This window comes from Stenotrophomonas lactitubi, assembly GCF_002803515.1.
Classification (GTDB): domain Bacteria; phylum Pseudomonadota; class Gammaproteobacteria; order Xanthomonadales; family Xanthomonadaceae; genus Stenotrophomonas; species Stenotrophomonas lactitubi.
Genome location: NZ_PHQX01000001.1, coordinates 3998713 through 4019584 on the forward strand (window position 1 = coordinate 3998713; position 20872 = coordinate 4019584).

Annotated in this window: 22 protein-coding genes; 15 read left to right on the forward strand and 7 right to left on the reverse strand. The window is 67.2% G+C overall.

Annotated features, from left to right (window positions below):
• Positions 1-14 precede the first annotated feature (14 nt).
• The 4 genes from CR156_RS18705 to CR156_RS18720 all read left to right on the forward strand — a co-directional run bounded on the left by CR156_RS18705 (position 15) and on the right by CR156_RS18720 (position 5240).
• On the forward strand, positions 15-1349 hold the full coding sequence (locus CR156_RS18705; protein WP_100553920.1) for a D-tagatose-bisphosphate aldolase, class II, non-catalytic subunit: 1335 nt from the start codon (positions 15-17) through the stop codon (positions 1347-1349).
• A gap of 33 nt (positions 1350-1382) precedes the next feature.
• Positions 1383-2159: a DeoR family transcriptional regulator gene (locus CR156_RS18710; protein ID WP_099819958.1), complete on the forward strand. Its 777-nt coding sequence runs from the start codon at positions 1383-1385 to the stop codon at positions 2157-2159.
• Positions 2156-3271: an N-acetylglucosamine-6-phosphate deacetylase gene (locus CR156_RS18715; protein ID WP_100553921.1), complete on the forward strand. Its 1116-nt coding sequence runs from the start codon at positions 2156-2158 to the stop codon at positions 3269-3271. Before CR156_RS18710 ends, CR156_RS18715 begins: the two co-directional genes overlap by 4 nt.
• A 169-nt stretch (positions 3272-3440) precedes the next feature.
• A complete protein-coding gene (locus tag CR156_RS18720; protein WP_100553922.1) occupies positions 3441-5240 on the forward strand; it encodes an MFS transporter in 1800 nt (599 codons plus the stop codon).
• 111 nt (positions 5241-5351) lie between these two features.
• Here CR156_RS18720 and CR156_RS18725 read toward each other — a convergent pair whose 3' ends face one another.
• Positions 5352-5903, reverse strand: coding sequence for an HdeD family acid-resistance protein (locus CR156_RS18725; protein WP_100553923.1), 552 nt, complete (start codon positions 5901-5903; stop codon positions 5352-5354).
• Between the two features lie 58 nt (positions 5904-5961).
• On the reverse strand, positions 5962-6657 hold the full coding sequence (locus tag CR156_RS18730; RefSeq protein ID WP_100553924.1) for a ComF family protein: 696 nt from the start codon (positions 6655-6657) through the stop codon (positions 5962-5964).
• Positions 6658-6982: 325 nt separating this feature from the next.
• Here CR156_RS18730 and CR156_RS18735 point away from each other — a divergent pair, with 325 nt between their 5' ends.
• Positions 6983-7477 carry a GNAT family N-acetyltransferase gene (locus CR156_RS18735; protein ID WP_165781011.1) on the forward strand — a complete coding sequence of 165 codons (495 nt, stop codon included), beginning with the start codon at positions 6983-6985 and terminating at the stop codon, positions 7475-7477.
• A gap of 121 nt (positions 7478-7598) precedes the next feature.
• On the opposite strand, the gene CR156_RS18740 is transcribed toward CR156_RS18735, so the two are convergent.
• A complete protein-coding gene (locus CR156_RS18740) occupies positions 7599-7889 on the reverse strand; it encodes a hypothetical protein (protein ID WP_100553926.1) in 291 nt (96 codons plus the stop codon).
• Between the two features lie 99 nt (positions 7890-7988).
• Here CR156_RS18740 and CR156_RS18745 point away from each other — a divergent pair, with 99 nt between their 5' ends.
• Positions 7989-8471, forward strand: a complete 483-nt coding sequence (locus CR156_RS18745) for an H-NS histone family protein (protein WP_243381924.1) — start codon at positions 7989-7991, stop codon at positions 8469-8471.
• Positions 8472-8631: 160 nt separating this feature from the next.
• The gene (locus CR156_RS18750) at positions 8632-9195 is read left to right on the forward strand and encodes a fasciclin domain-containing protein (protein ID WP_100553928.1); all 564 of its coding nucleotides are present in this window, start codon (positions 8632-8634) and stop codon (positions 9193-9195) included.
• Between the two features lie 121 nt (positions 9196-9316).
• On the opposite strand, the gene CR156_RS18755 is transcribed toward CR156_RS18750, so the two are convergent.
• On the reverse strand, positions 9317-9625 hold the full coding sequence (locus CR156_RS18755) for a hypothetical protein (protein ID WP_100553929.1): 309 nt from the start codon (positions 9623-9625) through the stop codon (positions 9317-9319).
• Between the two features lie 38 nt (positions 9626-9663).
• On the reverse strand, positions 9664-10230 hold the full coding sequence (locus CR156_RS18760) for a DUF3658 domain-containing protein (RefSeq protein ID WP_100553930.1): 567 nt from the start codon (positions 10228-10230) through the stop codon (positions 9664-9666).
• 157 nt (positions 10231-10387) lie between these two features.
• On the opposite strand from CR156_RS18760, the gene bioB reads away from it, so the two are divergent.
• The 5 genes from bioB (at position 10388) to bioC (ending at position 15226) form a co-directional block, all read left to right on the forward strand.
• Positions 10388-11431, forward strand: coding sequence for a biotin synthase BioB (bioB, locus tag CR156_RS18765; protein ID WP_100553931.1), 1044 nt, complete (start codon positions 10388-10390; stop codon positions 11429-11431).
• Positions 11432-11498: 67 nt separating this feature from the next.
• Entirely contained in the window at positions 11499-12722 is a 1224-nt protein-coding gene (gene bioF / locus CR156_RS18770; protein ID WP_100553932.1) for an 8-amino-7-oxononanoate synthase, read from the forward strand.
• A gap of 18 nt (positions 12723-12740) precedes the next feature.
• Positions 12741-13520 (forward strand): pimeloyl-ACP methyl ester esterase BioH, encoded by a 780-nt coding sequence (bioH, locus tag CR156_RS18775; RefSeq protein ID WP_100553933.1) that lies wholly within the window; start codon positions 12741-12743, stop codon positions 13518-13520.
• A gap of 29 nt (positions 13521-13549) precedes the next feature.
• Positions 13550-14329, forward strand: a complete 780-nt coding sequence (locus tag CR156_RS18780) for an SDR family oxidoreductase (protein ID WP_100553934.1) — start codon at positions 13550-13552, stop codon at positions 14327-14329.
• Between the two features lie 12 nt (positions 14330-14341).
• On the forward strand, positions 14342-15226 hold the full coding sequence (bioC, locus tag CR156_RS18785) for a malonyl-ACP O-methyltransferase BioC (protein ID WP_100553935.1): 885 nt from the start codon (positions 14342-14344) through the stop codon (positions 15224-15226).
• Positions 15227-15316: 90 nt separating this feature from the next.
• On the opposite strand, the gene CR156_RS18790 is transcribed toward bioC, so the two are convergent.
• Both CR156_RS18790 and CR156_RS18795 read right to left on the reverse strand, forming a co-directional pair.
• The gene (locus tag CR156_RS18790; protein ID WP_268927144.1) at positions 15317-15961 is read right to left on the reverse strand and encodes a YdcF family protein; all 645 of its coding nucleotides are present in this window, start codon (positions 15959-15961) and stop codon (positions 15317-15319) included.
• Positions 15946-16908, reverse strand: coding sequence for a pyridoxal-phosphate dependent enzyme (locus CR156_RS18795; RefSeq protein WP_100553936.1), 963 nt, complete (start codon positions 16906-16908; stop codon positions 15946-15948). Before CR156_RS18795 ends, CR156_RS18790 begins: the two co-directional genes overlap by 16 nt.
• Positions 16909-17067: 159 nt before the next feature.
• Here CR156_RS18795 and CR156_RS18800 point away from each other — a divergent pair, with 159 nt between their 5' ends.
• The 3 genes from CR156_RS18800 (at position 17068) to CR156_RS18815 (ending at position 20789) form a co-directional block, all read left to right on the forward strand.
• Positions 17068-17550 (forward strand): hypothetical protein, encoded by a 483-nt coding sequence (locus CR156_RS18800; protein WP_100553937.1) that lies wholly within the window; start codon positions 17068-17070, stop codon positions 17548-17550.
• A gap of 638 nt (positions 17551-18188) precedes the next feature.
• The gene (gene mnmG / locus CR156_RS18810; protein WP_100553938.1) at positions 18189-20078 is read left to right on the forward strand and encodes a tRNA uridine-5-carboxymethylaminomethyl(34) synthesis enzyme MnmG; all 1890 of its coding nucleotides are present in this window, start codon (positions 18189-18191) and stop codon (positions 20076-20078) included.
• A gap of 180 nt (positions 20079-20258) precedes the next feature.
• Positions 20259-20789 (forward strand): gamma carbonic anhydrase family protein, encoded by a 531-nt coding sequence (locus CR156_RS18815; protein ID WP_099819819.1) that lies wholly within the window; start codon positions 20259-20261, stop codon positions 20787-20789.
• Positions 20790-20872 lie beyond the last annotated feature (83 nt).

A 20872-nucleotide genomic window follows, 5' to 3' on the forward strand; every position in this document is an offset into this window, starting at 1 on the left:
ACCGGAGCTTGACCATGTCCCCGTTGCAGACCCTGCTTGCCTCCCACCGCGCCGGTGCCAACGTCGGCCTGTACAGCGTCTGCTGCAGCAATGAACAGGTGCTGCGTGCGGCCATGCACGTGGCGTTGGCGCACGATACCGTGCTGCTGATCGAAGCCACCTCCAACCAGGTCGACCAGTTCGGCGGCTACACCGGCATGACCCCGCCGCAGTACCGCGACTACGTCGGCACCTTGGCCGATGAAGAAGGCTTCCCGCGGGAGCGCCTGATCCTCGGCGGCGACCACCTCGGCCCGAATGCCTGGCAGAAACGCCCGGCTGCGGAAGCAATGACCCATGCGCGCGTGCTGATCGAAGCCTACGTTGCCGCTGGTTTCCACAAGATCCACCTGGACTGCAGCATGTCCTGCGCCGATGACCCGGTGCCGCTGCCCGATGCCATCGTCGCTGCACGTTCGGCCGAACTGGCTGAAATCGCCGAACGCACCGCCGCCGAACACGGCCTGCCGCCGCCGGTCTATGTGATCGGCACCGAAGTGCCGATTCCCGGTGGCGAAGCCTCGCTGGCCGGTGGCCTGCAGGTGACCACGCCGGCCGCCGCCGCACAGACCCTGGCCATCCACCAGCAGGCCTTCGATACCCCGCAGCTGCGCGATGCATGGCAGCGCGTGCTGGCAATGGTGGTGCAGCCGGGCGTGGACTTCGACCACAGCAGCGTGCACGAGTACGACGCTGCCGCCGCCAGCGAGCTGGCCGACTTCCTCGAACAGCAGCCGCGCATCGTGTTCGAAGCGCATTCCACCGACTACCAGCGCGAAAGTGGCCTGCATGCCCTGGTGCGCGACCATTTCGCCATCCTCAAGGTCGGCCCCGCGGCCACCTTCGCCTACCGCGAAGCGCTGTTCGCGCTGGCTGCCATCGAAGCCGAGCTGCTGCCGGCCGCACAGTGCTCGCGCCTGCCGCAGGTGCTGGACGAAGTGATGGTGGCCCAGCCGAAGTCCTGGCAGTCCTACTACCAGGGCGACGAAGCGACCCTGCGCCTGCTGCGCAGCTATTCCTTCAGCGACCGCTGCCGCTACTACTGGGGCGAGCCGGCGCTGCTGCAGGCCGTGCAGACCCTGTTCGCCAACCTGGAACGGCACGCGCCACCGCTGGTGCTGCTCAGCCAGTATCTGCCCGAGCAGTACCGCGCCGTGCGCGAGGGCACCCTGGCCAATACGCCTACCGCCCTGGTGCAGCATCGCATCGGCCTGTGCCTGGGCGAATACGCCCGCGCCTGCAGCGCCAACCAGGCCGGATCCCGCAAGCACAACGCAACTTCGGCTGCCGCCGTACTTGCGAACGGCTAATCTCTACCTTTCCCTGCGAAACCGAGAATGGCCATGCGCAACACCCGCTCCCGCCGGCAACAGATCCTGCAGCTGCTGATCGAGCACGGCTCGGTGCAGGTAGCCGATCTGGTCGAGCGCTTCGGCGTGTCGGCGGTGACCATCCGTGCCGATCTGACCCACTTCGAAGCGCAGGGGCTGGCCACGCGTACCCACGGTGGTGCCACCCTGGTGCGAACGCCGCCGCAGGAACAGGACATCCATGAAAAGGATGCGCTGAACCTGCCTCTGAAGGATTCCATCGGCACGGCGGCCGCGCGCCTGGTGCAGGCCGGTGACAACATCATCATCGACTCCGGCTCCACCACGATGACGTTGGCCCGCCACCTGCGCGAACATCGCGATGTGACGGTGATGACCAATGGCCTGAACATCGCCTGGGAACTGGCCAACGCCGCCGGCATCACCGTGCTGCTGACCGGTGGCCTGCTGCGCCAGCAATCGCTGTCGCTGCAGGGCAGCCAGGCCGAAGCCAGCCTCAACTCCTACAGTTTCGACACGCTGTTCCTGGGCGTGGATGGCCTGGACCTGCAGTTCGGCCTGACCACGCACGACGAAGCCGAAGCCCGCCTCAACCACCGCATGGTCGAACGCGCGCGGCGCATCGTGGTGCTCACCGACGCCTCCAAGTTCGGCCGCGTCAGCCTGCACCGCATCGCCCGCCTCGATCAGATCCACGCCATCATCACCGACGCCGGCATCGACGAGGCAACCCGCGAGGGGCTGCAGCGGCTGGGCATCGAAGTGATCATCGCCGAGCCCCCCGCATGACCGACACCCGCTCCCTGCACGGCCGCATCCTTACCCCGTTGGGCTGGCGTCGCGGCCAGGTCCAGTTCGATTCGCACGTGCGCCAACTGCAGGTGGACGACCACAGCGGCGGCGATGACCCGCAGCTGCCGGTGATCCTGCCCGGTTTCATCGACCTGCACGTGCATGGCGCGGCCGGCGTGGACCTGATGCAGGGCGGCGACGTGGCCCGCACCATCGCCCGCACCCATGCGCGCTTCGGCACCACCACCCTGCTGGCGACCACCATGACCGCCGGCCTGGATGAGATCGAGTACGCGCTGCAGGGTGTTGCTGCAACAATGGCCGCGCCCGATGCCGATGCCGCGTGCATCGCCGGCGTGCACCTGGAAGGCCCCTTCATCAGCCCGCAGCGGCTGGGTGCACAACCCAACCGCACGATCGAGGCGACCGTGGCGCTGGTGCAGCAGCTGCACGCGCTGGCGCCGATCCGGGTGATGACGCTGGCGCCTGAGATCGGCGAGCACACCGCACTGATTCCCGCGCTGTCCGCACTCGGCATGCGCGTGCAGCTCGGCCATAGCGCCGGCACCTATGAGGAAGGTGTGGCCGCATTGCAGGCGGGTGCTTCCGGCTTCACCCATCTGTTCAACGGCATGACCGGCGTCGACCACTATCAGCCTGGCATCGCCGCGGCTGCCCTGGCGCACGCGCAGTACGCCGAGATCATTCCCGACCTGCAGCACATCCACCCCGGCGTGATCCGTCTGGCCGCACGCGCGATTCCACGCCTGTACGCGGTGACCGACGCGACCGCCGCCACTGGCATGCCCGATGGCGAGTACGCGCTGGGCGAGCAACGCGTGCACAAGTGCGGCGGCTGCGTGCGCCTGGCCACCGGCTCGCTGGCCGGCAGCGCGCTGACCATGGACCAGGCGCTGCGCAATCTGGTGCAGGTGGGATTGGAACTGGCTGACGCGTCGCAACGCGTGTCCACCTTCCCCGCCGATTACCTGGGCTTGAGCGATCGCGGCCGCATTGCGCCCGACGCCCGTGCCGACCTGGTGGTGCTGGATGCGGAACTGCGCCTGCAGCAGGTCGTGGTCGGTGGCCGCGTGATCGACCTGAACTAGGCGACGCACGTCTGTAGAGCCGAGCCATGCTCGGCTGCTTTTCGCACCGACATCGACGACGTCCGCGCCGCGCTTCGCGCGGCAAGCCGAGCATGGCTCGGCTCTACATGAAGCGCGCAAGCGCATTGCATCAGCCACGCACCATCCCCGTTATTCCAGGAATACGCCGATGACCGCAGCCACTGCACCTGCCGTACCCGCTTCCACCGCCCCGCGCTGGCCCGTACGCTACCTGCTCTTCATCGGCGGCCTCGGTGGCCTGCTGTACGGCATCGACATCGGCATCATCGCCGGCGCCCTGCCCTATCTTGAAGCCACCGCCAGCCACGCCTGGCAGCTCAGCAGCCAGCAGCTCGGTTTCGTCGTCGCTGCGGTGCTGCTGGGCAGCGTGCTGTCCTCGCTGTTCGCCGGCATGATCGCCGACCTCATCGGCCGTCGCGGTGCGATGCTGCTGGCCGGCATCCTGTTCACCGCCAGCATCCCGATCATGGCGCTTGCGTCGGGCTACACTCCGCTGCTGCTGGGGCGCCTGCTGCAGGGCGTCAGTGGTGGCCTGATCGGCGTGGTGATCCCGCTGTACCTGGCCGAAGTGCTCAGCCCCGAGCGGCGCGGCCGCGGCGCGGCGATGTTCCAGCTGCTGCTGACCGTCGGCCTGGTGCTGGCCGCGTTGATCGGGCTGTACCACGCGCATGCCGTGGACGCCGCCGCGGAAGCGGTGCGCTCGCTGCCGGTAGCGCAGCAGGCGCAGGAACTGTTCACGGTGAAGGACCACGCCTGGCGCACCATCTTCTGGACCTGCCTGGCGCCGGGCCTGCTGTTCTGCGCCGGTATCTTCTGGCTGTCCGAATCGCCGCGCTGGCTGGTGCGCCGTGGCCGCATCGATGATGCCCGCCGCAGCCTGCAACGCGTGCTGCCCGCGGCCGATGTCGAGCCCACGCTGGCACAGATCCAGGCGCCGGAATCGAGCAGCAGCGGCAAGCGCGACCCACTGCTCAGCCGTCGCTACGTGGTGCCGTTCGTGTTGGCCTGCGTGGTGCTGGCCTGCACCCAGGCCACCGGCATCAACTCGGTGCTGGCCTATGCGGTGAACATCCTCAACCAGGCAGGCCTGTCCGGCTCGGTCGCCAACGGCGCCGACGTGGCGATCAAGCTGCTCAACGCGGTGATGACCGTGGTCGCGCTGCTGCTGGTCGACCGCAAGGGCCGCAAGTTCCTGCTGATGCTGGGCAGCGGTGGCATCTGCGTTGCCTTGCTGGCCGCAGCAACGCTGTTCTTCCAGGCCGAACGTGGCCGCGCCGACGTGCAGCCGCAGCTGCAGGCCGCGGTAAGTGGCGACGGCCTGCAACTGGTACTCGACGACGCGCAGTGGCAGCGTCTTGCCGGTAGCGTCGACCGCGAGGGCCGGCCGCTGCAGCTGACCGTGTCCTACGCCTACGGCGACTTCACCAACGTACGCGCCCTGCGCAGCGACAACCTGACCGACCGCGAGCTGCGCATCGAACGCGCGGGCACCGTGCAGCCGGACAGCGTCATCGGCGCGTTCTTCCGCACGTTGCACCTGAATCCGTTCGCCGACCCGGCCAGTGCCGCGCAGGCACCGCTGCGCATCGAGCAGGCGCGCATCGGCCCGATCCCGCCGCCCGCGCATGGCTGGGCCGTCGCCACCTGCATCCTGGTGTTCGTGGCGTTCTTCGCGGTTGGCCCCGGTGTGTGCGTATGGCTGGCGCTGTCCGAGCTGATGCCCAATCGCATCCGCTCCAACGGCATGAGCATCGCGCTGCTGATCAACCAGTTCGTGTCCACCACCATCGCCGCGATCTTCCTGCCGACGGTGGGGCACTACGGCTACGCCAGCATGTTCCTGTTCTGGGCCGGCTGCACGTTCGTGTTCTTCCTGGTGGCTGCGCTGTGGCTGCCGGAAACCAAGGGCCGCTCGCTGGAAGAGATCGAAGCCGGGTTCGCCCGGTAGCGGTCGACCTTGGTCGACCTCCGCGCGCAGCGCGGAGGTCATATGGCTGGATCAAAGCGCAGTCGACTTTCAGCCGACGCTACCCATCGCGCTGCCGCAGTGAAGCAGCCCTCAGCGCAGCTTGCGCAGCTTGAACGCCACCAGCACCTGCAGCACGCCGTACAGCAGGCTGCCGATGCCGATCCACAACGTGGTTACCGCCACGCCGGCATACGGGTTGGCTGCAAACAGCAGGCCCAGCACGATTGCCAGCACACCGCTGAGGATCAGCAGCCACTCACCCTGGATCTGCTTGCGTACGCGAATGGCGAAGACGATGCGGTAGATACCCGCCACCAGCAGCCATGCCGCCAGGAACAGCACCAGCACGCTGGCAGTGGCCAGCGGATTGATCACGGCCAGGATGCCGAAGCCCAGCGAGGCGACGACGTAGAGCAGCAGCCAGCCGCGCGAGGCGCCGCTGCTACCGGTGACCAGCGCCAGCAGGCTGATGACACCCTCGACGATGGCCATCACGCCCAGCGTCCACGCCAGCGCGATGGCGGCCGACATCGGCCAGCCGATCGCGATGATGCCGAAGCCCAGCGCGACCAGACCGTACAGCAGCAGGATCCACCAGCTGCGTCCAACGGCCGACAACAGGGGAGACAAGGGGGAATTCATGACCACTCCTTCGATCCGGGTTCGTGATCATCCTAGCCCCTGTCGATGAAAGGAGCGATCACGGCACGCGAGCGCAGACCCATGCACGCACCTCCCCTGCACCCACCAGCCGCAGCGTCTCTGCAATCTCCAGCACGGTACTGCCGGTGGTCATCACATCGTCGACGATGGTCAGCCGCGCTGGGACGGCGCCGCGCACATCGAAGGCGTCGAACAGGTTGTCGCGGCGCTGCTCGGCGCTGCGTTCGGACTGCGGGGCGGTGTGGCGACGACGATACAACCCGCGCCACGTCGGCAACTGCAGCAGGCGACACAGCTCGGCGGCCTGGTCGTAGCCACGCTGGCGCAGCCGCTTGCGGTGCAGTGGCACGGGTACCAGCGGCGCGCACGACCATGGCGGCGGGTTGCGCAGCATCAACTGCGCAAGCAGGCGCCCGGCAGCCAGATCCTGATGGAATTTGTAGCGGACCAGCAATTGATCGACCGGCGGTAGATACAGCAGGCTGGCATGGGTCGCGGTCTGCGCTGGCGGCTCATCGCGGCAGGTTCCGCAGATGGGAAGGGCTTCATCCGGTAGCGGCAGCGCGCAGCGAAGGCAGGCGCGACCCGCCCACGGCAGCTCGGCGAGGCAGGCGGGGCAAAGATCGAGGCTGTCATGGCCGCGCTCGCTGCAGACCAGGCAGCGCAGGGGCAGCAGCAGGCAGAAGGCAGCCTGCAATGGTTCACCAAGGGCAGAAGGCAGTGGGAGGCGCATGCCGCAGCATCGCCCTGCAAGCGCGACCTGCACATCGGTGAAGTAGCTGGATACATGTCAGTACAGGGAGCGTTGCCCTTGGGGGTCCGCGTCTTGCGCGGCCGTAAGCCTGCGTCGCACCTGCTACCGCGCGCTTTCCCTCCACCACGCGGATGCCCAGACCGTGCTTGGCCGAGATAGGGGTCACATGGTGGCAGGCGCGATCGAAGGGATCGCGGGTGATCATCACGCCCGAGCTGTCCGAGGGCGCGGCAAACCATCCCTGCGGATCCACCGCCAGCTATCATCACCATGGGCACGGTTGCCCTGGACGGATCTCTGCTGCATGGACGGACTGACGCTTGTCAAAGCAACCGCGCAGGATGCGGATGTGGTCTTCAGACTGATGCAGCTGTACTACTTCGAAGCTTCGGCCTGGAGTGATGAGGAGATCCGTGCCGATGGTCTTTACGACTGCGCACTTGCCGATGTCCGGGCTCGCCTGCAGGAAGAACCCGAGTGGACCCGTCTGCTCTGGCTCGATGGCCTGCTGTGTGGATTCGTCCAGGTGGATGACGTCGAGTTCCAGGGGCGGCGCGTGCCAGAGTTGGCGGATCTGTTCATCCTTCCAAAACATCGCGGTAAAGGCATCGCATCAGCAGTGGTTGCAGACCTCGTGCGGCCAACAACGGGGGAATGGTTGCTGGCCACATTCCGCAAGGACCATGCAGCGCACGCATTCTGGGAGCGCAATCTTGCAAAGATGGGAATGGCTTGCAGCGTCCCAGCCGGGTCAGAGGGAACAGACTTTCGCTTGTTCCTGATCAGGGCAATATCCTGATGTTGATGCACCTGTCCAATGCATGGCGGTGCAGATTATTCATCAAAACCGCTTGTTTTTCCCTCTTCGGGACCGTGCACTGTCGACCAGCGCTGTGCACGAAACTCCGAACGGATCGACGTCAGGCGCGCGCAAGCGCGATCCATCGGTAGCCGAAATAGACGGCGCCTGCGGCAACGGGCGCCAGACTTATCCAGAGCGGCAGCCCGAGCACGAAGAACATCAGTGTGGCGGCGGCAAGCGCGAGGATCGACAGCCCGATCACCCTGATATCAAACAACGCGATATCCGCTGCGTCTTCTTTCCAGGTGTTTTGCGCCCGGCCCCTGCTGGCGCGCTGCCGACGCAGCAGCCATGCATCGGAGACGAAGCTGGCTATCCCTTCCAACAGATCACCGATGAAGCCAGACATGGACGATCCCTGACGGCCGGATTGAAGGGGTAGATCTTCAAGGCGCGCGCGCTGGCGCGTCAAGCGATCGTTCCCGGGGCCCGGGGGAGCCGATCCAGCGTGGTGGATCGTGGCATGCGCTGCTTGACAGGCAACCGGGATGTCCTGACTCTCCGCAGCATGACTATCGACGTTGAACACCTGAGCCTGCGCGAACTGAACGCCCTTGTGACTGCTGCCGAGCAGCGGAGGGCGCTGGTCGCCAGCCGCCGCCCGGTGGCCGTCGTCCGCCGCAAGCTGATCGCCTTCGCTGCGCAATGCGGTTACACGATCGAGGAACTGATCGACACCGCACCCGCCGAGGCCACGGCCCCGGCGAGAAAACCTGCCGCACGGCGCAAGCCCGGCAAGGTAGCCGCCAAGTACCGCGATCCGGACAACAAGCGCAACACGTGGTCGGGCCGCGGCCGGATGCCGCGCTGGCTTGCCGAGAAGACCAAGCATGGCCGTAGCCCCGCTGATTTCCTGATTCCCGGGCTGGGCCGGTCCGCCGCTCGCAAGACCAGCACGATCGGCCAGAAGACGGTTTTCAAGCAGGGCTGATTGGTCGTTTGAAGCCGCCGCGCCACTCACGGCGGCGTCTCATCGCTGAACCGTGCAGCCAGCGCACACGTTTCCGGGTCGGGCGGTGCATCCGCTGGTCTGCCTGCTGCGTACCTTCCATGCCCCCATGCCGGGGGCGGAAGTACTCAGGAGACGCACCATGCACGCTCTTCTTCAACGTATCGCCCTCACCGCCAGCCTTGCTGTGCTCTGCGGCACCGCCTCGGTCAGCTTTGCCGCTGACACGGTGATGGTCGGTGGCGCTGCGATGTACCCGAACAAAACCATCGTTGAGAACGCCCTCAACTCGAAGGATCACACCACGCTGGTCGCAGCCGTGAAGGCCGCCGGGCTGGTGGACACGCTCAATGGCAAAGGCCCGTTCACGGTCTTTGCGCCCACCAACGAAGCATTCGCCAAGTTGCCCGCAGGCACGGTCGACACCCTGGTCAAGCCGGAGCACAAGGCAGACCTGACGAAGATCCTGACCTACCACGTGGTTGCCGGTACCCACACCTCGCAGCAGCTGATGGCCGATGCAAAGAAACACGGCGGCACGGTGTCGCTGAAAACTGTGGAAGGCGAGCCGCTGACCGTGAAGCTGCACGACGGCGCGCTATGGGTGGTTGATGCCAAGGGCGGCAAGGCCGCTATCAGCATTGCCGATGTCAGGCAGTCCAATGGCGTGATCCACGTGGTGGACACGGTGCTGATGCCGAAGTGATCTGATGCGCCGGGCGGGCATTCACGCGAGTGCCCGATCTGGTTCGGGCGTGTACGGCCGGGCATCTGCAAGAATCTGCTCCTGCAGCGGCATCCGCAGCACTTGCGGGATGTAGCAGACGTCATACCCCGAGACGATTGAGTACGTGCACCAGCTCCAACTGGTTGCAGCCTCCAGCGGGCAACACGCCATCTGCGCCCGGCACCCCTATCTCGAACCCATACTCCACATCCTCGAAGTACAGCAGGCCCTGTGGAAATTGAGCCACGACCAGCACCGGCTCAATCAACCCCAAGCGATGCAGCCGCACCGGATGGATCGGCACCCTCAGCAAGGCAAAGGCTGCCTGTTGCTGCGGCGAGCAATCCTGCAGCTGGCGAGCAATCAACGCTTCCAGTTCCTGCTCGGTCATCGGTTCCCAGCTGTCCATGTAGGCTCCTGCAGTTTCACTTCCCGCTGTCGGGATCATCAGCGTGCCCTTCGTACCTCGCTGTAACGCATGCGCGACAGATCACCTGCTGCCTCCAGGACGCCCCGCTCCACCAGCGTGCGCACACGCCCTGCGTAGAACACATCTGGAATTCCCGGTTGACGTTCGGCGTCCAGCGACATCGCCGTACCCACGACATAGGCGACTTTGCGGAACTGGCCGTCACAGTGGGAAAGCAACTGCTGATCGATCCACGCGAGGTCCTCGTCGGTCAGCGATGCGATGCGGTGCCGCTGCTCGTTGGTGAGGTCCGCGTCGCTGTCCGGTGCATCGTCAGCATCAGGTAACCGGCCATTTACAGCCAGAAGGCGAACCAGTACGAAAAAGCCAAAGTCAGCCAACTCCGCTTCGGACAGGCTTTCGGGGTCGGCAAGCATGCTCGGTGGATAGTCTTTGAATGTAACGAACGTACGGTGCTGCCACATACCGGCAGTCTCCGATTTGCGCAGGTCATCCAACACCAGACGCACACCTCCATCAGGCAGATCAGCCAGGCTGCACAGCACAGCGTTGCGACAGGTTGCAGCGTTCTGATGCGGGTTCATGCCGATTCTCACGTTCCATGTGTAGCGGCGAACTTAGCACCGCCGCATTGGATTTGGGTGGCGGCACGCTGTAAACCATAAACATAAATACATGGTTGACAGAAGTCCCAGCCCCACCCAGACTGCGCCCTCGCTCCAGCCCTTCCAAGGTCCCGCCATGGCAACCGCCATCCGCCACGACTGGCACCACGACGAACTGCAGGCGCTGTTCGACCTGCCCTTCCCGGAACTGCTGTTCCGAGCCGCCGCGGTCCACCGCGAGCACTTCGACCCGGCCCAGGTGCAGGTCTCCACGCTGTTGTCGGTGAAGACCGGTGGCTGCCCGGAAGACTGCGCGTACTGCCCGCAGGCGCAGCGCTACAGCACCGGGGTCAACGCACAGAAGCTGATGGACACCGACGCGGTGCTGGCCAAGGCACGCCAGGCGAAGGCGGCCGGTGCTTCGCGTTTCTGCATGGGTGCGGCCTGGCGTTCGCCGAAAGACCGTGACATTCCGAAGGTGGCTGCGATGATCGCCGGAGTGAAGGCGCTGGGCCTGGAAACCTGCGCCACGCTGGGCATGCTCAGTGGCGAACAGGCGCGCGCGTTGAAGGACGCCGGCCTGGACTACTACAACCACAACCTCGATACCGCGCCGGACTACTACGACTCGATCATCCACACCCGGCAGTACCAGGATCGCCTGGATACGCTGGGCCATGTGCGCGATGCGGGGCTCAAGACCTGCTGCGGCGGCATCGTCGGCATGGGTGAAACGCGCGCGCAGCGCGTCGGCTTGCTGCTGGCGCTGGCCACGTTGCCGGCACATCCCGATTCGGTGCCGATCAACAAGCTGGTGCAGGTCGCCGGCACACCGCTGCATGGCAGTGCCGAGCTGGACCCGTTCGAGTTCGTGCGCATGATCGCCGTGGCGCGCATCGCCATGCCGCGTTCGATGGTGCGGCTGTCGGCCGGCCGCGAAGCGATGAGTGACGAACTGCAGGCGCTGTGCTTCCTGGCCGGCGCCAACTCCATCTTCTATGGCGACAAGCTGCTGACCACCGGCAACCCGGAAAGCGAGCGCGACATGGCCCTGTTCGCACGATTGGGCCTGCAGCCGATGGCGGTGCAGGTGGACGCCGGCGGTCACGACCATGGCGGCACCGTGCACGCCGATATCAGCGCCGATGCTCCCGGCTGCGGCTGCGCCCACGCGGCCTGAGCCGGCGGCCAAGCAGGCGTCGCGGCAACGCGCTACCCTAGCCGCCCCGTCGCCGCATCCAGCCGCCATGGCACGCCCCGACCTGACCGCCCGCCTCCAAGCCCAGCGCGCGTTGCGCGATGCACAAGGCCGTCGCCGCCCGCGGCGCACGGTCACCCGTCGCGATGGTGTGCGCCTGGAAGTCGATGGGCGCTGGCTGACCGGCTTCTGCAGCAACGATTACCTGGGCCTGGCCCAGCAGTTCAGCGTGGTCAACGCACTGCAGGACGCCGCCGCGCGCGAAGGTGCTGGCGCAGGTGCTTCGCACCTGGTCTGCGGCCACCACGCGCTGCATGACGCATTGGAACGCGAAGTGGCCGAGTGGCTCGGTTACCCGCGTGCGCTGCTGTTCGGCAGTGGCTTCGCCGCCAACCTGGCCGTGCAGCAGGCGTTGCTGAGCGAAGAGAACGATGTCTGCGTGCAGGACAAGCTCAACCACGCCAGTCTGCTCGATGCCACGCGGCTGGCCGGCGCGCGCCTGCGCCGCTACCCGCACCTGGATGCGGAAGGTGCGATGCGCCAGCTCAAGCATGCGCCCGATGGCGCGGCGATGCTGGCCACCGATGGTGTCTTCAGCATGGATGGCGATATCGCGCCGCTGCGTGCGCTGTCGCTGGTCGCGCGCCTGCAGCAGGCGTTGTTCTACGTGGACGATGCGCATGGCGTGGGCGTGCTTGGCGATGGCCGTGGCGCGGTCGCCACCGCCGGCCTGGGCGTGGACGATGTGCCGCTGCAGCTGGTCACCCTGGGCAAGGCGCTCGGTGGTTCCGGCGCGCTGGTGCTCGGCCGCGAAGACCTGATCGAGCATCTGGCCGAAACCGCACGCCCCTACATCTACACCACCGCCATGGCGCCGGCATTGGCGGCATCCGCGCTGGAAGCGGTGCGGCTGGCCCGACGCGATCATTGGCGGCGCGCGAAGCTGGCCGATCTGATTGCACTGTTCCGCGGCGAAGCGCGCCGTCACGGGCTGGATCTGATGGCATCGGAAACGCCGATCCAGCCGTTGCTCTGTGGCGACGACCACACCGCCGTGGCGATGTCGCAGGCGCTGGAACAGGCCGGCTGGCTGGTCGGCGCGATCCGCCCACCGACCGTGCCGGAGGGCAAGGCGCGCCTGCGCGTCACCTTGTCCGCGCTGCACACCACCGAACAGGTGCGCGGCCTGGTCGAAGCCATCGCCGTTGCACGCGACCGCGTGGCCTTTGCCGCGCGCGAAGTGCTGCCGCCGTCGTTGCCGGCGCTGGCCTGAGTGATCGTGTAGTTCCCCATGCATATCGAAGTGACCGGCCATGGGCCGGACCTGGTACTGATTCACGGCTGGGCCCTGCAGGGCGGCGTATTTGCGCCGCTGGTGCAGCGTCTGGCCGATCGGTTCACGCTGCATCTGGTCGACCTGCCCGGCCACGGCCACAGCCGAGACGACAGCACGCCGCTGCGTCTGCCGTTCGTGGTCAACGCCATTGCCGCGGCCACACCGCCGGCGGTGTGGTGCGGTTGGTCACTGGGTGGCCTGTTCGCGCTGCACGCGGCGGCCACGCTGCCGAAGGTACGTGGTCTGGCGATGATCGCCGCCACGCCGCGCTTCGTGCGCGCTGATGACTGGCCGCACGCTGTGGAGCCGTCGGTGTTCGAGCAGTTCGGTCGTGACCTGGCGCAGGACTTCAGTGGCACCCTGGAGCGTTTCCTGGCACTGGACGTGATGGGTTCGGCGCATGCCCGCGAGGAACTGCGCACCCTGCGCCAGCGCCTGGTCGAACGCGGTGCGCCTACCGAACGCGCATTGCGCGAGGGCCTGCAGCTGCTGGAGAACACCGACCTGCGCGGCGCCCTGCCCGCACTGGGCAAGCCCAGCCTGTGGATTGCCGGCCAGCGCGACCGCCTGGTCTCGCCGGCCGCGATGCAGGCCGCTGCCGCGCTGGCGCCGGGCGGACAGTCGCTGACCGTCGCCCATGGCGGCCACGCCCCCTTCCTCGGCCATGCCGATGAAGTGGCAGCCGCTCTGCAACACTTCGTTGCCGGCCTGTCACCGGCCGATGGCGGACAATGAGCCTCCCAACGCTTCTGCAGGACTGACGCATGGATCTGGGCATTTCCGGCCGCTGGGCACTGGTCTGCGGCGCCAGCAAGGGGCTTGGCCTGGGCTGCGCACGGGCGCTGGTGCGCGAAGGCGCGAACGTGGTCATCGTCGCCCGCGGTGACGCTGCGCTGCAGGCCGCGGCTGCGGAACTGCGCGCGCTGCCCGGTGCCGCTGAAGTGCGCGCCATCGCCGCCGACGTCACCACCGAGGCGGGCCGCGCCCACGCGCTGGCCGCCTGCCCGCAGGTCGACATCCTGGTGACCAACGCCGGTGGCCCGCCGCCGGGCGACTTCCGCACGTTCGAGCGCGACGACTGGATCGCTGCGCTGGACGCCAACATGCTGGCGCCGATCGCGCTGATCCGCGCCACCGTGGACGCGATGATCGAACGCGGCTTCGGCCGCATCGTCAACATCACCTCGTCATCGGTGAAGGCACCCATCGATACGCTGGCGCTGTCCAACGGCGCGCGCAGCGGCCTGACCGGCTTTGTCGCCGGGCTGGCGCGGCGCACCGTCGCCCACAACGTCACGATCAACAATCTGCTGCCCGGCCAGTTCGATACCGACCGCCTGCGCGCCAACTTCGCACACGCCGCCGACCAGGACGGGGACGTGCAGGCCGTGGCCGAACGCCGCCGCCAGCAGATCCCCGCCGGCCGCTTCGGTACGCCGGACGAATTCGGCGCCGCCTGCGCCTTCCTGTGCAGTGCACAGGCGGGTTACCTCACCGGGCAGAACCTGCTGATCGACGGCGGCGCCTACCCCGGTACGTTCTAAGAGACTTTCGCAATGCCGTCCCACTTCGATGCCCGCCATGTCCGCCGCGCCTTCGCCCGCGCCGCCACCAGCTACGACGCTGCCGCCGCCCTGCAGCGCGAGGTGCAGTCGCGGCTGCTGGAATCGCTGGATTACCTGGAGGCGCGCAAGCCCGAGGTGGTGCTGGATATCGGTGCCGGCACCGGCCATGCCAGCGCGCTGATGAAGAAGCGCTGGCCGAAGGCGCAGGTGATCGCGCTGGACGTGGCACTGCCGATGCTGGACCAGGCCAAACGCCAGGCTGGCTGGTGGAAGCCGTTCCAGCGCCTGGCCGCCGATGCCACCGCGCTGCCGTTGGCTGACAACAGCGTGGACGTGATCTTCAGCAACCTGTGCCTGCAATGGGTGGATGACCTGCCCGCGGTGTTCGCCGGTTTCCGCCGCGTGCTCAAGCCCGGTGGGCTGCTGCTGTGTTCAACCTTCGGGCCGGAAACGCTGGTCGAACTCAATGAAGCCTTCGCCGCCGCCGATGACCGGCCGCATGTCAGCCGCTTCGCGCAGATCGCCCAGTTCGGCGATGCGCTGATGATGGCCGGCTTCCGCGACCCGGTACTCGACCGCGACCTGTTCACCCTCACCTACGACGATCTGCCCTCGTTGATGCGCGAGCTGCGCGCGATGGGTGCGACCAACGCACGGGTCGATCGCCGCCATACGTTGACCGGTCGCGGGCGGTTTGCGGCAGCCGCAGCGGCGTACGAACCGATGCGCCGTGACGATGGCAAGCTGCCCAGCAGCTGGGAAGTGATCTACGCCCATGCCTGGGCACCCGACCCGGGCGCACCGATCCGCGAAGGCGGGCATGACATTGCTTCCGTGCCGGTGTCGGCAATTCCGATCCGGCGCAAGCAGACCTGATTCGAAGGCGCCGCCGGGCATGGCCCGGCGCTACCGGGCGCGCGTTATGGGTAGCGCCGGGCCATGCCCGGCGAGCGCAGCGGCAGCCGCTCAGGTGTTGGCCGGCGAACTCAGCGGCGGCCGCACAAGATCGCGGTGGAAGAAGTAGATCTCCTGCACCAGGAAGCGCCAGCTGGTATGGAAGCTGCGGAAGCGCGTGCTCGGCGTGGACGATGCCAACGCCTGGATGCCCAGCGCCTTGCTCAGGCGCAGCGCGCGCGCCATGTGCAGTGGGTCGCTGACGATGATCACCGAATGCAGCTTGCGCTGGTCCATCAGCCGCTTGGCCTCGACCAGGTTCTGCACGGTATTGCGCGAGGCGGTCTCGATGAGGATCGCGTCATCGGGAATGCCGTGCTTGAGCGCGTAGCGCCGCGCCACCTGCGATTCCGAGAAGCGCGCACCGGTGCCGCCATAACCACCGGTGAAGATCAGCAGTGGCGCGTAGCCGGCGTCGTACAGATCCAGGCCATGGCGGATGCGCTCTTCAAATACCGGCGACGGCTTTGAATCATAGGCGGCCGCGCCGAGCACGATGATCGCGTCCGCCTTGGCGGCCTGGTCGCGTTCGCCGACCCAGACGATCCAGGCGGTCACACCCAGCAGCCAGATCACCAGCAGCACGAACAACCGCCACAACCAACCGAGCAGGCCGGTACGTTCGCGATGGCGGCCGCGGCTCACGGCGCTCCCCAACGCAGGGCAGGCAGATCGACATTGCCGCCGGACAGGACCAGTCCCACGCGCAGGCCGGCGAAGCGCGCAGGCTGCGCAAGCACCGCCGCCAGCACGATCGCCGAGGACGGCTCGACCACCTGCTTGAGCACGTCCCACAGCAGGCGCATCGCCGCCACGGTCGCGGCATCATCAACCACGATGACCTCGGCGCCCGCGGCCTGCAGCAACGCGAAGTTGGGCGCACCGATCAGCGTGCGCAGTCCATCGCAGATCGTGTCCGGAGCAAATGCCTCCTGTCGCTTGCCGGCGGCCAGCGAACGGGCGGTGTCGTCGGCGCCGGCCGGCTCGGCCAGCACCAGCCGGGTGCCCGGGCTGGCGTGCTGCAGGGCCAACGCGGTGCCACTGGCCAGGCCACCGCCGCCCACCGGCACCACCAGCACGTCGAACGGACCCGCGCTGTGCAGCAGCTCCAGCGCGGCCGTGCCCTGCCCGGCCATCACAGCCGGGTTGGTGTACGGGTGAACCAGGGTAGCGCCGGTATCGGCCTGCACCTTGGCGCAGGTGGCTTCGCGGTCGGCGATGGTGGCCGGGCAGCGCCAGAGGGTGGCACCATGCCGGGCAATGTTGGCCAGCTTGGCGGCCACCGCCCCTTCGGGCACCACCACATGGCAGGGAATGCCCCGCGTGCGGGCAGCCAGCGCCAAGGCGGCGCCGTGGTTGCCGGAGGAATGGGTCACCACGCCTGCACTGGCGTGATCGGCATCCAGCGACCACACCGCATTGCAGGCGCCACGGAACTTGAACGCGCCACCCCGCTGCAGGTGCTCGGCCTTGAACGCCAGTCGCGCACCGGCCAGTGCGTCCAGCGTGCGCGAGCGCAGCACCGGGGTCACGCTGGCATGGGGCGCGATCCGCGCGGCGGCGGCAAGGACGTCATCAGCGCGGGGCAACAGTGAATCGCTCATGACGCAAGATTAACGTATGCCTCCGCGCTGGCGAGGGCGCCATCGGTCATGCCAGCATGCTGGCGTACACCGCCATTCATCCTGGCCGGCGGAGTTAAGGGCTGATTCAACGCCGGCGGCTGAAGCTGCCTGCATACCCGTCCTCTGGGGGGACCCATCATGAAAACGCGCCTGATGCTTGCCGGTGGCCTGTTGCTGGCCCTGACCGGTTGCACCACTTATGACTATGTCGGTGGCCGCAGCGGTGGTTACTACCACGGTGCGCCGTCGGTCGAGTACCGCTACCCCAATGGTTACCCCTATGACGCCGGCTACCCGTATTACGGTGGCTATGGTGGCTACGGCGGTGGCTATTACGGCTACGGCGGCCCGTACTACCAGCGGCCGATCTACCGCCCGCCGCACAACAACCACCGCCCGCCACCGCGTCCCGGCAATGGCGGCGAGAACCGTCCGCCACCGCCGCCGCGCCAGAACAATGGCGGCTCGCCGTGGCGCAACATGGATTCGATGCGTCGGCCGTCGCAGCCCGCGCAGCGGGTCGAGCGCCCCTCGCCGCCGCCGCAGGCACGACCGGCCCCGGCTCCGCGTGCGCCGAGGATGAACAGTTCCCCCTGGCGCGCGATGGATCAAGAGAGATAGCTCACAGTTGCGGGTGTTTCGTCTTGCATTTCACACGGTCCAAGCCTCAATCTACGCAGGTGGTGACGGCCAGCGTCACAAAGTGACAAAAACGTTAAGGGCACGTCCCAAACAGCTCTGCGTCGATATCCGACAGGAACATCTGGATCCCCCCTGTTCCGGCCCTGTCGGATGTCGGCACCTTTGAAGACGAACGGCCCCGCCTTGCGGGGCCGTTTGTTGTTGGGGCGCCGCAACGGCATCCACGCATGGCGTGGATCTACCTGGACACTGCGCGCGGGGGCCGTTTTCACGCCATGTCTGGTCGCAGCCCGGGCAACAAGACAGTAGATCCACGCCATGCGTGGATGACGCTTTCCCGGAAGCCGCAAAAAAAACAGGGCCGGACAGTCCCCCGACTGCCGGCCCCTCTGCTTCCCCATCGTGCGCCTGTACCGGCCCCTGTTCCAATTCCGGTCACCAGCGCCTGCGGCGCCAGCCACGGTGGGTGCTATTGGGTTATCTGCAAATATCCTGCCAACTTTAGGGTTGATTTCGACGCCAGCCGACCGGCGCCGGCGTCCCTGCCCCGATTGGCGCTAAAATCGCCACCCCGGCGCGCCCCCAAGCTGCGCCCGCCCCCTTGCTGAACAGCCTCCATGATCGATTCCTTCCATCGTTACGACGTCATCGTCATCGGCGGCGGCCACGCCGGCACCGAGGCCGCGCTGGCTGCGGCCCGTACCGGCGTGCGCACCCTGTTGCTGACCCACAACATCGAAACGGTGGGGGCGATGAGCTGCAACCCGGCCATCGGCGGCATCGGCAAGGGCCATCTGGTCAAGGAAATCGACGCCCTCGGCGGTGCGATGGCGCATGCCGCCGACCGCGCCGGCATCCAGTGGCGCACGCTCAATGCCTCCAAGGGCCCGGCCGTGCGCGCCACCCGCTGCCAGGCCGACCGCAACCTGTACCGCATGGCGATCCGCGCCATCGTCGAAGGCCAGGCCAACCTGACCGTGTTCCAGGCGGCGGTGGATGACCTGGTCATCGAGGGCGACCACGTGCGCGGGGTCATCACCCAGACTGGCCTGCGTTTCGACGCCGAGGCCGTGGTGCTGACCGCCGGCACCTTCCTGGCCGGCAAGATCCATGTCGGCCCGACCCAGTACGCTGCCGGCCGCATGGGCGATCCGCCAGCCACCACGCTGGCCGCGCGCCTGCGCGAGCGGCCGTTCCAGGTGGACCGCCTGAAGACCGGCACGCCGCCGCGCATCGACGGCCGTTCGCTGGACTACAGCGTGATGGACGAGCAGCCCGGCGACACGCCGCGCCCGGTGATGTCCTTCCTCGGTTCGGTGGATGAGCATCCGCAGCAGGTCAGCTGCTGGATCACCCACACCAGCGAGCAGACCCACCAGATCATCCGCGACGCGCTGCACCGCTCGCCGCTGTACAGCGGCCAGATCGAAGGCATCGGCCCGCGCTACTGCCCGTCCATCGAAGACAAGGTGGTGCGCTTCGCCGAGAAGGCCAGCCACCAGATCTTCGTCGAGCCGGAAGGCCTGGGCATCGTCGAGATCTATCCCAACGGTATTTCCACTTCGCTGCCGTTCGACGTGCAGCTGGAGATGGTGCGCAGCATCCGCGGTTTCGCCAACGCGCACATCACCCGCCCTGGTTACGCCATCGAATACGACTTCTTCGATCCGCGCGGGCTGAAGGCCTCGCTGGAAACCAAGCTGGTCAACGGCCTGTTCTTCGCCGGCCAGATCAACGGCACCACCGGTTACGAAGAAGCGGCCGCGCAGGGCTTGCTGGCCGGCCTCAATGCCGCTCGCCAGGTGCGTGGCCTGGATGGCTGGTGCCCGCGTCGCGACGAAGCCTACCTCGGCGTGCTGGTGGACGACCTGATCACCCACGGCACCAACGAGCCGTACCGCATGTTCACCAGCCGCGCCGAATACCGCCTGCAGCTGCGCGAAGACAATGCCGACCAGCGCCTGACCCCGACCGGCCGCGACATGGGCCTGGTCGATGACCATCGCTGGAGTGCCTTCGAAACCAAGCAGGCCGCCGTAACCGCAGAACGCACCCGCCTGGGCGCGCTGTGGGCGACCCCGGCCAATGCGCTGGGCCGCGAAGTACAGGAAACGCTCGGCGTGGCAGTCAGCCGCGAAACCAACGTGCTGGACCTGATCAAGCGCCCGGAACTGGATTACGCGCAGCTGATGCAGGTGCCCTCGCTCGGCCCCGCCGTGGCCGATGGCAAGGTGGCCGAACAGGTAGAGATCGGGGTGAAGTACGCCGGTTACCTGGATCGCCAGCGCGAGGAGATCGAGCGCCAGCAGCGGCATGAAGCAACCCCGATTGCCGGCGATTTCGACTACGCCATCGTGCGCGGGTTGTCAGCCGAAGCGCTGCAGAAGCTGGAGCGCGTTCGTCCGCAGACCATCGGCCAGGCACAGCGCATTCCGGGCATGACCCCGGCGGCGATCTCGCTGCTGCTGGTGCACCTGGAGCGCGCGCGGCGCGGACGCGTGGCGTAACGCGGGATCGGCAAATGCCATCCACGCATGGCGTGGATCTACTCGCGGTCCGCTCTGGTAGGTGTCGACCTTGGTCGACACGGATGCATGAAGCATCCCGGTCGCGGCAGGCGCCCGCGGGGTCGGCATCGGCGGAGCGCGTATCATCATCGCGATTGCCCTGATCTGCTGGAGACACCGATGACCCCGCTGCGCCCTTTCCGCGACAAGATGCCGGTGCTCGGCCAGCGCGTGTATGTCGATCCGGCCTGCACCATCATCGGTGATGTCGAACTGGCCGACGACGTGTCGGTCTGGCCGGGCACGGTCATCCGCGGCGACGTCAATTTCGTCCGCATCGGTGCACGCACCAACGTGCAGGACGGCACCATCATCCACGTCAGCCACCACAGCCCGTACAACAAGGCCGGCTACCCGACCCTGATCGGCGAAGGCGTGACTGTCGGCCATGGCTGCATCATCCACGCCTGCAGCATCGGCGATTACAGCCTGATCGGCATGGGCGCGTGCATCCTCGACGGTGCCCGGGTCGAGCGCCATGGCTTCGTCGGTGCCGGTGCAGTGGTCGGCCCGGGCAAGGTGGTGGGCGAAGGCGAACTGTGGGTGGGCAACCCCGCCCGTCCGGCGCGCACGCTCAGCGACAAGGAGATCGAGTCGCTGCACTATTCGGCCGACCACTACGTGCGGCTGAAGGACGAGTACCTGGGCTGAGGCCGCATCGCCGGTGGCCGGGCTCTGCTAAAGTCTGGGCCCGACCAGGAACCGTCGAGACCCCCATGCCCGTGGCTGCACGC